The sequence below is a fragment of the Nakamurella leprariae genome, from assembly GCF_016918035.1.
Lineage (GTDB): Bacteria > Actinomycetota > Actinomycetes > Mycobacteriales > Nakamurellaceae > Nakamurella > Nakamurella leprariae.
In genome coordinates, this window is the sequence record NZ_JAERWK010000015.1 from 171,065 (window position 1) to 184,701 (window position 13,637).

Sequence of the window (13,637 nt, forward strand, 5' to 3'; positions counted from 1 at the left end):
GGTCAAGCGCCGGCGGGGTGGGCGTCGGGTCCGTCGAGCAGCGACCGGACCGATCCGGCACTGCGCCGCGCCCGGGCGGTCGTGCTGAGCAGCGCGGCCGCGCCGATGAGCAGGCCGAGCCCCACCAGCGTCAGCCACACCGGTCCCGCGGCATCGGCGAACCCGGCCCCGACGGCGGCCACGTCGCGTCCGGTGGTCCCGGTGAGCGAGCCGGCCACGGCGACGCCCAGCGCGGTGCCCACCTGTCGACCGGTCGCGGCCAGCCCGGCGGCGGCGCCGGCCTGTGCGGCCGGCATGCCCGACACCGCGGTGGTGGTGATCGGCGCGTTGACCATGCCGAAACCCAGGCCGACCAGCGCGAACGCGACCAGCAGCGGCCACAGCGGCACGTCCGGACCGGAGCACCACCAGAGCAGCAGGCCGCCCGCCGCGGTGCTCGTCCCGGCCAGCAGCAACGGCGACCGGGTGCCGCGTCCCTGTGCGAGCAGTCGTCCCGACAGCGGTGCGCCCAGGCACACCGTCGCTGCGGTCGGCAGCAGGCACAGCCCGGCCTGGGCCGGAGTCAGCCCGCGCGCGGCCTGCAGCAGCAACGAACCCACCAGCAGGAACGCGCCGAACGCCGCGAAGGCACCCACCGCCGCGACGATCGCGCTGCTGAACGGCACGCTGCGGAAGAACCGCGGATCGAGCACCGGCTCGCGCCGGTGCAGCTCGACGGGCACGAGCGAGGCCAGGGCCAGGACCGCGACGCCCAGCAGCGCCAGGGTGACGGGTGATGACCACCCCAGGTCCGGTCCCTCGATGAGCGCGGCGACCAGGCCGGCCACCCCGACCGCCAGCAGCAGTTGACCCGGGACGTCGATGCGGCGCGGCCGGGGTGCGCGGGACTCGGGCACGATCGGGTGGCGCCCATGGTCGGAGCCCGCTCTCCGCTCGTTCCTCGCTCCGGCGACTCCTCCGGCCACCACCGCCACCAGCAGCGCGATCGGCACGTTCACCCAGAAGACCGCCCGCCAGTCGACGGCGTGGGTGAGCAGACCGCCGACCGGTGGGCCCAGCGCGAGCGAGACGCCGAACGTGGCGCCCCACAGGCCCAACGCGCGAGCCCGTTCGCGCGGCTCCGGGAAGGTCGTCGTCACGATCGACAGCGCGACCGGGACCAGCATCGACCCGCCGACCGCCTGGACCATCCGGAACGCCAGCAGCGACCCGACGTCCCAGGCCAGGCTGCACAGCAGCGAGCCCAGCGCGAACACCACCAGCCCAGTGCGGAACACCCGCCGGCGACCGATGCGGTCGGCCGTCGCCCCGGCCGCCAGCAGCAGCGCCGCGACCACCAGCGTGTACGCGTCGACCGTCCACTGCAGGTCGGAGACGTCGGCGGCCAGGTCGGTGCCGATGGACGGCAGTGCCACGGTCACCACCGTCACGTCCAGCAGCACCAGCAGCACGCTCGAGCAGCACAGCAGCAGGACCAGCGCCGGCCGACGGGCCGCGCCAGCGGCCGGGATGATCACCGACCCAGTGTGCGTCACCGTCCGTGGTGGTCTGAGTGCGGTGCGTCAGAGGAGCGGTTGACGGGCGGCGCGAGTACCCGGGCCGGAGCTGGTTGGATCAGCTCGATGGACACGCCCGCCCCGGACCATGCCCAGGACGCCCAGCCCACTCCGACGACCGGGTTCACCGTCGGCACCCGGCTGGACGGGGACCGTCTGGGCCGGACCGGGACGCTGGTCACCCCGCACGGAGTGATCCGCACGCCGGCGTTCATCCCGGTCGGCACCAAGGCCACGGTCAAGGCGATGCTGCCCGAGACGGTGGCCGACCTGGGCGCCCAAGCGGTGCTGGCCAACGCCTACCACCTGTACCTGCAGCCCGGCGCGGACCTGATCGACTCCGCTGGCGGGTTGGGCGCCTTCATGCACTGGCCCGGGCCCACGTTCACCGACAGCGGCGGCTTCCAGGTGCTCTCACTCGGCGCCGGGTTCAAGAAGGTGCTGGCCATGGACGTCACCGGCAAGCAGGCCGACGACGTGGTGGCCGCCGGCAAGGACCGGCTGGCCCGGGTCGACGACGACGGCGTCACCTTCAAGAGCCATCTGGACGGCTCCCGGCACCGGTTCACGCCGGAGGTCTCGATGACCATCCAGCACCAGCTCGGGGCCGACATCATCTTCGCGTTCGACGAGCTGACCACGTTGCTGAACACCCGCGACTACCAGGAACGCTCGGTGGCCCGGACCCAGGCGTGGGCGCAGCGGTGCGTCGTCGCCCACGCCGAGCTCACCGAGCAACGCACCCACCGCCCGGTGCAGCAGCTGTTCGGTGTCATCCAGGGCGCGCAGTACGAGGATCTGCGCCGGCAGGCCGTCCGTGACCTGCTGCCGCTGGGCTTCGACGGCTTCGGCATCGGGGGCGCCCTGGAGAAGGCCAACCTGGGCACCATCGTCGGCTGGTGCTGCGAGGAGATCCCCGAGTCGATGCCGCGGCACCTGCTCGGTATCAGTGAACCGGACGACCTGTTCACCGCCGTCGAGGCCGGCGCCGACACGTTCGACTGCGTCTCGCCCTCCCGGGTGGCCCGGACCGCGTCCATCTACTCCCGCGACGGCCGGTACAACCTGGTGAAGACGGCCAACCGGCGGGACCTGGGGCCGCTCGACGCCGAGTGCGACTGCTACACCTGCGCGCACTACTCCCGGGCGTACCTGCACCACCTGTTCAAGGCCAAGGAGATGCTCGGGCCGATGCTGGCGACGATCCACAACGAGCGGTTCGTGGTGCGGATGGTCGACGACATCCGGGCGTCCATCGAGGTGGGCCGCTTCGACGAGCTGCGCACCGAGGTGCTCGGCCGGTACTACGCGCGCCGATCCTGATCCCGGGCCTGACTGCGGCCCTGACTGCGGCCCTGACTGCGGCCCTGACTGCGCGGCATCCCCACGCACGCCAGCGTGCCGCAGACGGCCAACACGGACAGCGACACCAGCACCACCAGCAGGGGTGCCGTCCACGTGGTGGTGGCGTCGTGCAGCCGGCCCAGCACGGTCGGGCCGGCCGCGGCGATGAGGTAGCCGATGGTCTGCACGATCGACGACAGCCGGGTCGTCTCGGCCGGGTCGCGGGAGCGCAGCACCACCACGGTGAAGATCACCGTGAACGTGCCGCCCTGGGCCAGCCCGCCCAGCACTGACCAGGCGATCCAGCCCTGCGGGGCCAGCAGCAGGCCGAGCGGGACGGTCAGCCAGAGCGCGCCGAGCAGCACCATGGTGGGCAGCGGCCCGGCCCGGCGGACCAGCACCGGCATGCACAGCGCCCCGATGCCACCCATCACCTGCAGGATCGAGGCGGCCGCGCCGGCCCCGCTGCGGGTCAGGCCGAGTTCGTCCTCCAGTAGCGACGGCAGCCAGGCGGTCAGCCCGTAGTAGGCCAGCGCCTGCCCGCCGAACGCGGCGGTGAGCAGCCAGGTGGTGGGCCGGCGCCAGACCGGGCGACGCGGGGCGGCCGGCACGGGGGTGCTGCCGGCGGCCGGGCGGGTCGCGGTCTCCGGCACGTCGGTGGGCACGTCGTCGGCGGACCACACCCGGCTCGGCGCGGGACGCCGGCGGCGGCGCAGCACCCACCAGACCACACCGGCCGCGACCGCAGGGACGATCCACATGGCCAGCGCCCAGCGCCAGCCGGCCGTGGCGGCCACCGGCGGGCTGATCAGCACGCTCACCGTGGCGCCGAAGTTCATGGTCGCTGCCTGCACGGCGGTCAGCGTCGGGGCGCGGCTGCGGAAGTCCCGGCTGATGACCACTGGGGTGGAGACGTTGCCGATGGTGATGGCCGCGCCGATCAGCACGGTCGCGGCGACGGCCACGCCGATCCCGGCGACCGACCGCAGCACCAGGCCGACCAGCATCACCACCACGGCGATGAGGACCGCGGCCTCCAACCCGCGGCGGGCGATGAGCCGCCCGGCCAGCGGGGCCAGCGCGCCGAAGCACAGCACCGGCAGGCTGGTGAGCAGCCCGGCCACGGTGCTGCTCACCCCGAGGTCGGCGCGGATGTCCTGGGTGACCGAGGAGACGCCGACGAACGTCGAGCGCATGACCAGGGCGAGCAGCAGCACGCCGAACAGCAGCAGCAGCGGCACCGGCCCGCGGCGGGCCCGGCGCAGCCGTTCGGCGGCGGACGGCGTTCCGGTCACCCGGCCCTCGTGGGCCGGGCCCCGCCGTCGGCCAGGGCCTGCGCGTAGGACGGTTCACGGCGCTTGACGACCGCGATGACCCGGTAGGTGATCGGCAGCAGCACCACCTCGAGCAGGGTCTTGTAGAGGAACCCGACGACCAGGTAGTTCAGGAACTGGCCGAACGTCTCGATGCCGATGAAGCTCGCGGCGATCGCGCAGAAGACCAGGGTGTCGCCGAACTCGCCGACCACGGTGGAGCCGATCAGCCGGGCCCACAGGTGCTGTTCCCTGGTGCGCTGCTTGATCTTGACCAGCACCACCGCGTTCAGGAACTGTCCGAGCAGGTAGCCGGCCATGCTGGCCAGCAGGATGATCGGCACCACGCCGAGCACGGCCTCGAACGCGGCCTGGTTCTCGTAGCCCTCGACGGCCGGGGAGATCTGCACGAGCCAGAAGGTCAGCGAGGCGAGCAGGGCCATCACGAAGCCGAGCGCGATGGTGCGGCGCATGGCCCGCAGGCCGAAGACCTCGCTGATCACGTCACCGATCACGTAGGTGAGCGGGAAGACGAACGCGCCGCCGTCGGTGATGATCGGGCCGAAGGCGATGCCCTTGGTGGCGGCGATGTTGCTGATGATCAGCAGGCCGCAGAACAGCGCGCACAGCACCGCGTAGGCGCCGGAACCGGTCCGCGCGAACGCGACCCCCGGGTGACGCTGGTCGGAGTGGTCGGTCGGCAGGGCCCGTCCGGCGGACGGGGGCGGGGCGGTCACCCCGGCATCCAACCAAGTCCGCGACGCTGCACCCAATCGCGCGGCCGGCGTCACCGTCCGGTCTGCAGCAGCCGCTCCAGTCGGTCGGTGATGCCGGTCGGGTGACCGAGCGGCGCCAGGTGCCCGCCGGGAACGATCTCGGCGTCCAGGCCCAGCCGCTCCCGCGCCACCCGGACCTGGAACGAGGCGGGGAACAGGCGGTCCCGGTCCCCGGCCAACACCACGGTGGTCACAGCCGGCCAGGTGGACAGCGGCCACGGGTCGGCGAACGGCCGATCGGACTGCGGGCGGGCGTCCATGGTGAACGCCTGCTCGGTGAGCTCGTCCGGCACGTCGTGGAAGAACTCGGCCCGCTCGTCGAACTCGCCGCTGACGTCCCGGCCGTCCAGCTCCGCCTGCTCCAGCCGGGCCTGGGCCTGGCCGGTCGTCCGCCACCACGCACCGCCGGTCTCGCCGGGCAGCGGGACCATCGCGTTGACCAGCACCAGCGCCCGGACGGGCAGCCGCCCGACGAGCAGGGGCGCGGTGAAACCGCCCATGGACAGCGCGGCGACGACCAGCGGGCGATCCGCCGGGAGCGCGGTCCGGGCGGCGTCCTCGCAGACCTGGGCGTACTCGGCCAGGCCGGCCCGCTCGTCGTCGGCGGGCAGGTCGACGGCCACCGCGGCGTGCCCGCGGGCGTGCAGCGCGTCGACCACCCGGTGCCAGATCCAGCCGGCGCCACCGGCGCCCGGGACGAGCAGGAAGCTGCCCGACGGCCCCCCGAAGCCGGGGTGGCCGGGGACGGCGTGTGCTGCAGCCATCGGGTCACGGTAGTCAGACCCGCTCGGCCCAGCCGGACGTGGTCCGTCCCGGTGGAGCGCAATCCCACGGTCAAGGCCGAGGCGCGGGCGGCGACCGGTGCCCATCCCACGAGCGGCCTGCTGTTCACCTACCCGGTGCACCAGGCAGTCGACATCCTGTTCTGTCACGCTGATGTCGTGCCGGTCGGGCGTGACCAGCTGCCGCACCTGGAGCAGGCCCGGACCATCGCGCGGCGGTTCAACCAGCGGTACGCCGGTGGCCGGGAGATCTTCCGCGAGCCGCAGGCACTGGTCGGCGAGGCGCTGGTGCTGCACGGGCTGGACGGCCGGAAGATGAGCAGGAGCCGCGGCAACGCCATCGACCTGCAGGCCACGGCCGACGAGACGGCCGTGCTCATCCGCTGTGCCCGCACCGACTCGATCCGGACATCACGTTCGACCCGGTCGGTCGGCCCGCGGTGGCCAACCTGCTCACCCTGGCCGGGCTGTGTTCGCAACGCACGCCGCCGCGCCGGACCATCTCCGCGACGTGCTCGCCGCCGGGAACGCCCGGGCCAACGAGATCGCCGACGACACCCTGAGCACCGTGCGGGACGTCTTGGGCATGCGGTACTGACTACGAGCGGATCCGGTGCGGCGCAGCGGGATCCGACAGCGTGGCGGGATCGATGCGCCATGGTCCGTGGGGCAACCGGGAGGGATCGAAGCGGGTCAGCAGACCGGCGGGTGTCACCGGTTCGCCCGGCTCGGCCAGCCCGAGGGAGGCGGCCAGCAGGGTCAGCACGGCCGGCGGCGTCCACCCGGCGGGCACCAGGTCGGCCAGGGTGACGGCGCCGTCGCGCTTGGCCAGGCGGGCGCCGTCCGGGGTCAGTGCCAGCGGCACGTGGGCGTAGCGGACCGGCGGCAGGCCGAGCAGGTGGGCCAGGTGGGCCTGCCGGGGCGCCGAGGTCAGCAGGTCGTCACCGCGGACCACCTGGTCGATGCCCTGGTCGGCGTCGTCCACCACCACGGCCAGGTTGTAGGCGGGGACGCCGTCGTTGCGCTGCAGCACGACATCGTCCACCAGACCGGTGAACTCGCCGAGCAGGTCGTCGGTGACGGTCCACCGCAACGGTTCCCGGCCGTCCCCGGCCCGCAGTCGCCAGGCGGCGACCCGCCCCGACGCCCGATGCGCGGCGATCTGCTCCGAGGTGAGCGCACGGCAGGTGCCGGGGTAGGCCATTTCCGCGGCCGGCAGGAGTCGGTCGAGCGAGGGACGAGCGAGGCCGGGCTCCGTCCCGACAGACGGCGCGCCCGCCGCGGTGACCTGGGGCGCGGACGCGGCCTCGCGGATCTCCCGGCGGGTGCAGAAACACCCGTAGACCAGACCCGCGTCCCGGAGTCGGTCGAGCGCCGTCCGGTAGCCGGGCAGCCGGTCGGACTGGCGGACCACCGGCGGGTCGGCGTCGAGCCCGAGCGCGGCCAGGTCGGCGAGCTGCCGCGCCTCGGCGCCGGGACGCACCCGGTCCAAGTCCTCCACCCGGATCAGGAACCGCCGCCCGGTGGAGCGGGCGAAGAGCCAGGCCAGCAGGGCGGTCCGCAGGTTGCCCAGGTGCAGGTCGCCCGACGGGCTGGGGGCGAACCGGCCCGCGCCGCCGGCGGACCCGTGGTGCGGATCGATCCGCGGTGCGCTCAGAGGGTGGTCCACGGGGTGAGCGTGGGCCGGCCGCCCGTCGGGCGGCAGCGGAACCGGACCGGCCCGGTGCCCTCCGGCCGCGGCAGCGAGAACTCGCCGTCGGCGTCGGCCACGGCCGTGGTGCTGCTGCCGTCGGCGCGGAGCAGCTCCACCTCGCCGCCGGCCGGCGGGAGCAGCTGTCCCCGGACGACGGTGTCGGTGATCTCCAGTTCCAGGCCGCTGTCCTCGATCTGGAAGCTCAGCGCGCGGGGCTCGTCCAGGTCGCCACCGGCGCGGACCGCGCCGGCCAGCTCCGCCGAGGACCGGCCCAGGTCGTCGGCCGTGTCGGCGGAGTCGAACGCCAGGCCCAGCAGGGCGAGTTCCTCGTCCACCGTCCGCCAGGCGTACGCGCCGACGGCAGCCCGTCGGAACTGATCGGGGACCGCGTCCGCGCTGTGGACCGCGGCGGCCAGTTCGGCCAGGAGTGCAGCGTCGGCATCCGGGATGCCGGGATCACCGGAGTCGACCGGGCGTCGTTCCACGGGTGTCCACCTCCTCGTCGCGGGTCACGGGGTCGACCGTTGCGACCGGTGCCCCACGGAACCCGGTCCATTCTGCGTCACGACCGGTGACGCGTCCGCTGCTGGTCCGTCCCGACTTCTCCTCGGAGCGACCGCCTGGTCGGCTGATACCCGGCGATGGGTCGGGCGATGGGTCGGGCGATGAGCCGGGGTTCTCAGGATCCGGGCAGCAGGTGCAGCGCTGTGCCGTAGCCGGGCACCGGGACGCCGAGGCCGAGCATCCGGCGACAGGCCTCTCGCGGCGGGATGCCCCGCTCCTGGCTGATCCGGGCGATGGCCCCCGCGATCTGCGGCGCGGCGAAGGACGTCCCGCTCCACAGCGCCCACGGCTCCTCGGGGGCGTCCGGGCCCGCCTCCGGGAAGGTGTCCGGCCCGTCGGACCCCGGGCCGGGCGGGTCGAAGCCCTCGTACTCCACGCCGCGGACGTAGGTGGAGAACACGCCCTCGCCGATGGTCGAGCAGTCCACCCACGATCCGCGGTTCGACCAGGCCGCCGGCTGCAGGTCGGCGCGCAGCGCGGCCACCGACACCACCTCGCGGAACGCCGCCGGCCAGGCCGGCCGCTCGGTACCGCTGTTGCCGGCGGCGGCCACGCACAGCACGTCCGGGAACTGTTCGGCCAGCAGGTCCAGCGCCACCCGGATGGCCAGGGGCGGCTGGTCGGCGTCGGTCTCCGAACCCAGCGACAGGTTGATCACGGTCGCCCCGTCCCGGGCCGCCGCCAGCATGGCCTTGGCCACGTCGACCTCGGAACCGATGCCGTCGCTGTCCACCGCGCGGTAGCTGCGCACGGTCACCTTCGGCGCCACCTGCTGGACGATCCCGGCGACGAAGGTGCCGTGGCCGGCGCCGTAATCGAGGTAGCCGTCAGGGCCTGGGGTGTCGTCCCAGGAGTAGACGTCCAGCGGGTCGATGCCGGACGGGCCGGCCGCGTCGGCCACCCCGGCCAGCCAGCCGTCCGACCGGTCCGCCGCGGTGATGCCGGTGTCGATGACGGCCACGGTCACCGGGCTCGGCGCGGCCAGCAGCTGCGGCGTCCACGGCGGCGGGAAGGACAGGGTGCGGGCGGTGTTCTCCGGGCCGCCGGTGCCCTTGATGATCGGGTTCAGCGGGGCGACGTGGTTCAGCCCGCAGGGGTAGCCCAGCTCGCGCAGCCGGGCGGCGACGTCCCGCAGCGTCTGCACGGACGCCGAGCGGGGCACCAGCCGCACCAGCCGCCGGTCGAGCTCGTCGACCGGCACCGGGTCGTGGAAGTCGGCCTGGGCCAGCACGTCCCGGGCCGGGCCGCGCCGGAACGCGGCGGTCGAGCCGTCCAGGTCGGCGGCCATCATCAGCAGCTCGTCGACCACCAGGGTGAGCGAGTCCTGGTCGGGCAGCAGGCTGAACTGCAGCACCGGCCGGGCGGCCAGCCCCTCCTGCGGTCGCGAGCGCCGTTCCTGCAGACCGCGCAGGGCGCGCCGGAGGTCGTCCGACCCGGTGCGGGACGCGCCGAGGCTGCCCACCTGGGCAGCGACCCCGGCGTGGTCGCGGTCGTCGGCCGGCGGGTAGGCGGTCGTGGCGAAATCGGTGCCGAAGACGGTGCCGGCGGCACCCCGGTCATCGGCCGGCTGCTGCGCCGGCGGTTCTCCGTTGGACATGGGCGGGCGCCGTCCTCTCCGGGCATCGGGTCAACCGTGGTGGCTCTGCGGTGCGCGGTCCGCCGACGATCCCATCGTCGCTGGCGTGCCGGATCGTAGTGCGGTGTCCGCGCACCAGCCGGATCAGGGAGGACGGACGGTGATACACGGCGCTGCCGGACCGGTGCAGACGGCGCGTCAGGCGGCGCCGTAGGCGTTGAACGCGCACCAGGTGACGAAGTGGGCGGGGTCGTCGGGGTCCAGCACCGAGCGGGCGGTGGCCAGGGCGGAGGCCATGGTCCCGCCGTCGGCCAGCGCCGCGTGCAGCACCGGCATGATCAGCGCCGACGCCGCGTCGGGCACGGCCACCACGCTGGCCAGCACACCGCGGGTGCCGCGGGCCAGCAGGGCGCTGACGAAGCCGAGCACGTCGTCGGCGCCGAACCCGATGCCCGCGGCCGAGTTGCACGCGGCCAGCACCATCCGCCGCGGTGCGGCCGCGGCCAGGTCGAGCTCGTGCAGGGTGAGGGCGCCGTCGGTGAGCTGCAGCGAGCTGAACATGGGGTTGTCGGCCCGCAGCCGGCTGTGGCAGGCCAGGTGGGCCAGCTCGACCTGACCCAGCAGCTGCTGAGTCGCGGCCACGGTGCTGTCCGGGGGCAGCAGTGCGTCCGCGTTCGGGTAGACGCGTTGCAGGGCCAGCACCTCGGTGCGCGCGCCCTGCAGGCCGGGACCGGCGACCAGGGCGGTGGCCGCACGACCGTTCCCGTGCCCATCGGACCGTTCCGCGATGCCGGTCGCCCACACCGCGGCGGACGGCGCGACCGCGACCGGGCCGCTGCGCAGCGCCGACCACGGCACCCGGTGCAGGATCGCGCTGGGCACCACCACCAGTTCGGTAACCGGGTCGAGGGCCAGCGGATCGATCAACCGGGCGGCCAGATCGGCCACCGCGCGTCCCGCCGCGGCCCGGGCCGCGCGCCTGGCCGCGCCCACCGGTCCCGGCCGGGACAGCCGTCGGACCGCGAACATCAGCCGCTCGACCGCCTCCAGGACGGGTGCCGGCTGGCCCAGGTCGACCACCGCCACGCCCCGCGGGCCGACGGTCACCGCCACCAGCCGGTCGGCCAGCGCCGCATAGCTGACCAGGGCGCGGCCGGCCAGCAGTCGGCGCAGCCGGGTGGGGGAGACGCCGGCGAACGCACTGCTGTCCGCCGAGCCGGCCACCTGACCGTCCGCGGCCTCGTCGGCCGGCCCGGACCCGGCGCGGCGGCGGGTGATCCGTCCGATGCGCCGTTCCAGCGCGGCCTGTCGGGCCAGCAGGTCGACGGGGTCGCCGTCCCCGCGCTCCAGCTCGGCGCCGACCGCCCGCAGTTCGGCCAGCTCGTCGCCGAGGCCGCCGTCCGGCACCGGGGCGACCGCGGTGAGCGACGCCGCCCGGGTCCGCTCGGTCCAGGCGAACACCTGGGCTGCCGTCCCGCCCCGGAGTAGTTCCTCGAGCCCGAGCCGACCCAGGTCACCCCCGTGGTCGCCGGCGCGGACCCGCATCTCCAGCGACCCGAAGGCGTCCCGGTGCCGGGCCAGGTCGGACAGCCCGGCCCGGCAGTGCCGCAGCACCTCGTCCCGGTCGCCGCGGGTGCGCGCGGCCAGGGCGCCGGCCAGCGCGCCGTGCAGGCGCAGCAGCACCGGGCCGCCCTCGGCCAGCCGGACCGCCCGCGTCAGGTGGGTGACCGCCGGCGCCGGGGATCCGGCGGCCAGCGCGGTCCGCCCGGCCACCAGGTGGGCGTGCACCGCCGCGGCCACCGGACCGAGCTGGTCGACGGTGGCGGCGGCCCGGCTCACCTGGGCCGGGGTCACCGGGTCGGGCATGGGCGGAGGTTCCGGCGCCTCCGGGTGCAGTGGCGACCCGGCCGCTGCGGCGAGGTCGGGTCGGGGCGCCGCCCGCGTGTGCGGGGCGGGTGGCTCGTCCGTCCGGGCAGGTGCCTCGGTGCCGACGGGCCCGAGCGAGGCCTCGGCCTGCAGCACCGTCGCCCGTGCGGCCCACAGTGGTCGGCGCTGCTCGCGGAACATCTGGTGGGCCTGGTGCGCCCAGCGCCGGGCCTCCGCCGCCCGGTCCTGCAGCAGTCGGGCCGTCGCGAGCCGCAGGATGCCCTCGGCCGCCATCAGCCCGGCGCCCCGCTGCTGGAACTCGGCGGTGACCCGTTCGGCCACCTCGGCGGCCTCGCTGACCAGGCGCAGGTCGAGCAGGGCGTCGGCGTACTCGATGGCGTGCTCGGCCGAGCTGGACCCGGCTACGGCGAACAGCTCCTCGGCCTGCTCGAACTGCTCGAGCCCGTCCAGGATGCGGCCGGCGTGCAGCGACACCCAGGCCCGGCTGCTGGCCACGTTGGCCGCGAGCACCGGGGAACCCTCGGCCGCCCGCCGGGCCAGTTCCAGCGCTCCGAACGCGGCGGCCGGGCGGCCGAGCTGGATCTCGATGAGACCGAGGTTGTTGCCCGCCTTGGCGGTGAGCACCGAGCCGATGTCGGGGGCGGCCAGCACGGTGCGGTAGTGACCGGCCGCCTCGGACAACCGCCCGAGGTTCTGGGCCAGCACGCCGTGCTGGAAGGCAGCCAGCCGGGCCACCGGCGGATCCTCCGGGTCGCCGGGATCGGCCGTGCCGGTCGGTCCGGACGCGGGCACCGGCAGCGCGGCGGCCTCGGCCAGGTCGCGGAAGGCGGCCGTGGAACGGCCCAGGGCCATCTGGGCGCCGGCCCGGCTGACCAGCGCGGCGCCCAGGTCGTCGACCCGGGACGACCGGCGGGCCACCCGCACCGCGCGGTCGAGAGTGGTCTTGGCCGCGGCCGCGTCCAGCGTGGTGAGCAGCGCCGAACCGATGGTGTGCAGGGCCAGCACCTCGGCCTCGGTGTCACCCGCCTGGCGGGCCGCCGCCAGCAGGTCCCGCACCTCCGGCAGGTGGCGGACTGGATCGGCCACGGTCAGCCGGCGCAGTTCCCGGGCCCGCCGGGCCAGCTCCGGCGCGGCCGTCGTCATCGGGGCTCGGCCGGATCGGCGTTCTCCCGGGCGGTGTCGGGGGCCGTCTCGGGCGTGGTTCCGGGGCTGGTCCCGGGGGCCGTCGGCCCGGCGGCGGCCCCGGCCGTCCCCGCCACCGCCGTGCGGGCGGCGGTGGGTCGGCCGGCGATCAGGTCGGAGACCCGGTCCCAGCGCGGATCCCACCGGGCGTCCCAGGCCCGGGTGCGGACGGCGGCCCTGGCCCGCCTGCGCTTGCCGTACCAGCGCCGAGCCCACCAGGATCCGGGCCGGGCCAGCCGGAACGCGGCCACCCACGCGATGAACGGGACGAAGCAGCTGAGCAGGGCGGTGCGGTACTTGCCCTTGAGCACGGTGATGAGGGCCAGCAGCGCGTGCACGACGACCACGGTGGTCAGCGACAACCGGACGCCCAGTTCACCGGCCGACAGCTGGTCGACGCCGTTGGGCGACAGGCCGACCAGACCGAAGCCCATCACGGCGGCGGTGAAGCCGATGACCTCCACCGACAGTCGTCCCTCGGACGACCAGTACACGTCCTGCAGGTGCAGGATCAGCGCGAACTCGTCCAGCACCAGCGACATCCCGACGCCGATGGCCACCGCCGCGATGTGCACCCACGGGCGCTGTGGGGTGGAGATGGCCAGCAGCGCACCGGCGACCAGCAGCAGGATCCCCGGGACCGCGTGGTGGACGTGGGTGCCGGAGCTGGTGACGTTGTCCCTGAACGGACCCCGTCCGGCCCGGATCGACCGGGTGATCAGGCGGGTGACCAGGAACGTCGCGATGAAGGCGGCCAGGCACAGCAGGAGGGGCAACTTGCCCGGCTCCACGATGTTGCGTTCCCACCACCCCACTGATCCAGCCTAGAGGGGGACCCGGACAGGACGGATGCCGTGCGCGGTCGGGGCTGCGCCGCGGCTGCGTGATCAGGGTGCGGCTGCGTGTTCAGGGCGCGGCTGGATGGGATGCGCCGGGTCTGCGCCCTTGCTGCGCAGGTGCGCCG

General features: G+C 74.8%; 10 protein-coding genes and 1 pseudogene. 2 read left to right on the plus strand and 9 right to left on the minus strand.

Going from position 1 to position 13,637, the window contains the following annotated elements; translation table 11 throughout:
* Positions 1-2 precede the first annotated feature (2 nt).
* Complete coding sequence (locus tag JL106_RS12090) at positions 3-1,517, minus strand: MFS transporter (protein ID WP_328842186.1); 1,515 nt, start codon at positions 1,515-1,517, stop codon at positions 3-5.
* Between the two features lie 105 nt (positions 1,518-1,622).
* Here JL106_RS12090 and tgt point away from each other — a divergent pair, with 105 nt between their 5' ends.
* Complete coding sequence (gene tgt, locus JL106_RS12095; RefSeq protein WP_205260973.1) at positions 1,623-2,879, plus strand: tRNA guanosine(34) transglycosylase Tgt; 1,257 nt, start codon at positions 1,623-1,625, stop codon at positions 2,877-2,879.
* Here tgt and JL106_RS12100 read toward each other — a convergent pair.
* Genes JL106_RS12100 through JL106_RS20995 form a run of 3 tightly spaced genes read right to left on the minus strand, consistent with a single transcriptional unit; the run spans position 2,861 to position 5,753 of the window.
* A complete protein-coding gene (locus JL106_RS12100; protein WP_205260974.1) occupies positions 2,861-4,195 on the minus strand; it encodes an MFS transporter in 1,335 nt (444 codons plus the stop codon). The two genes, tgt and JL106_RS12100, sit on opposite strands and share 19 nt — an antisense overlap.
* Positions 4,192-4,950: a queuosine precursor transporter gene (locus tag JL106_RS12105; protein WP_328842188.1), complete on the minus strand. Its 759-nt coding sequence runs from the start codon at positions 4,948-4,950 to the stop codon at positions 4,192-4,194. Before JL106_RS12105 ends, JL106_RS12100 begins: the two co-directional genes overlap by 4 nt.
* A gap of 50 nt (positions 4,951-5,000) precedes the next feature.
* Positions 5,001-5,753: an alpha/beta fold hydrolase gene (locus JL106_RS20995; protein WP_236007504.1), complete on the minus strand. Its 753-nt coding sequence runs from the start codon at positions 5,751-5,753 to the stop codon at positions 5,001-5,003.
* A 51-nt stretch (positions 5,754-5,804) separates the two neighbouring features.
* Between JL106_RS20995 and JL106_RS22530 the strand changes: the two are divergent.
* Positions 5,805-6,369, plus strand: a pseudogene (locus JL106_RS22530) (tryptophan--tRNA ligase); the annotation flags it as partial.
* Here JL106_RS22530 and gluQRS read toward each other — a convergent pair.
* The 5 genes from gluQRS to JL106_RS12135 form a co-directional block, all read right to left on the minus strand.
* Positions 6,370-7,440, minus strand: a complete 1,071-nt coding sequence (gene gluQRS, locus JL106_RS12115; protein ID WP_328842190.1) for a tRNA glutamyl-Q(34) synthetase GluQRS — start codon at positions 7,438-7,440, stop codon at positions 6,370-6,372.
* Positions 7,425-7,949 (minus strand): hypothetical protein, encoded by a 525-nt coding sequence (locus JL106_RS12120; RefSeq protein WP_205260975.1) that lies wholly within the window; start codon positions 7,947-7,949, stop codon positions 7,425-7,427. Before JL106_RS12120 ends, gluQRS begins: the two co-directional genes overlap by 16 nt.
* Positions 7,950-8,143: 194 nt before the next feature.
* Positions 8,144-9,625, minus strand: a complete 1,482-nt coding sequence (locus tag JL106_RS12125) for a S8 family peptidase (RefSeq protein WP_205260976.1) — start codon at positions 9,623-9,625, stop codon at positions 8,144-8,146.
* Between the two features lie 177 nt (positions 9,626-9,802).
* On the minus strand, positions 9,803-12,634 hold the full coding sequence (locus JL106_RS12130) for a CHAT domain-containing protein (protein ID WP_205260977.1): 2,832 nt from the start codon (positions 12,632-12,634) through the stop codon (positions 9,803-9,805).
* Positions 12,631-13,488: a hypothetical protein gene (locus JL106_RS12135; RefSeq protein ID WP_205260978.1), complete on the minus strand. Its 858-nt coding sequence runs from the start codon at positions 13,486-13,488 to the stop codon at positions 12,631-12,633. Before JL106_RS12135 ends, JL106_RS12130 begins: the two co-directional genes overlap by 4 nt.
* Between the last annotated feature and the right edge of the window lie 149 nt (positions 13,489-13,637).

Coding starts and splice junctions, on each gene's coding strand:
- tgt (WP_205260973.1), top strand. CDS start 1,623: ATGGACACGCCCGCCCCGGACCATGCCCAGGACGCCCAGCCCACTCCG.
- JL106_RS20995 (WP_236007504.1), bottom strand. CDS start 5,753: ATGGCTGCAGCACACGCCGTCCCCGGCCACCCCGGCTTCGGGGGGCCG.
- JL106_RS12125 (WP_205260976.1), bottom strand. CDS start 9,625: ATGTCCAACGGAGAACCGCCGGCGCAGCAGCCGGCCGATGACCGGGGT.
- JL106_RS12130 (WP_205260977.1), bottom strand. CDS start 12,634: ATGACGACGGCCGCGCCGGAGCTGGCCCGGCGGGCCCGGGAACTGCGC.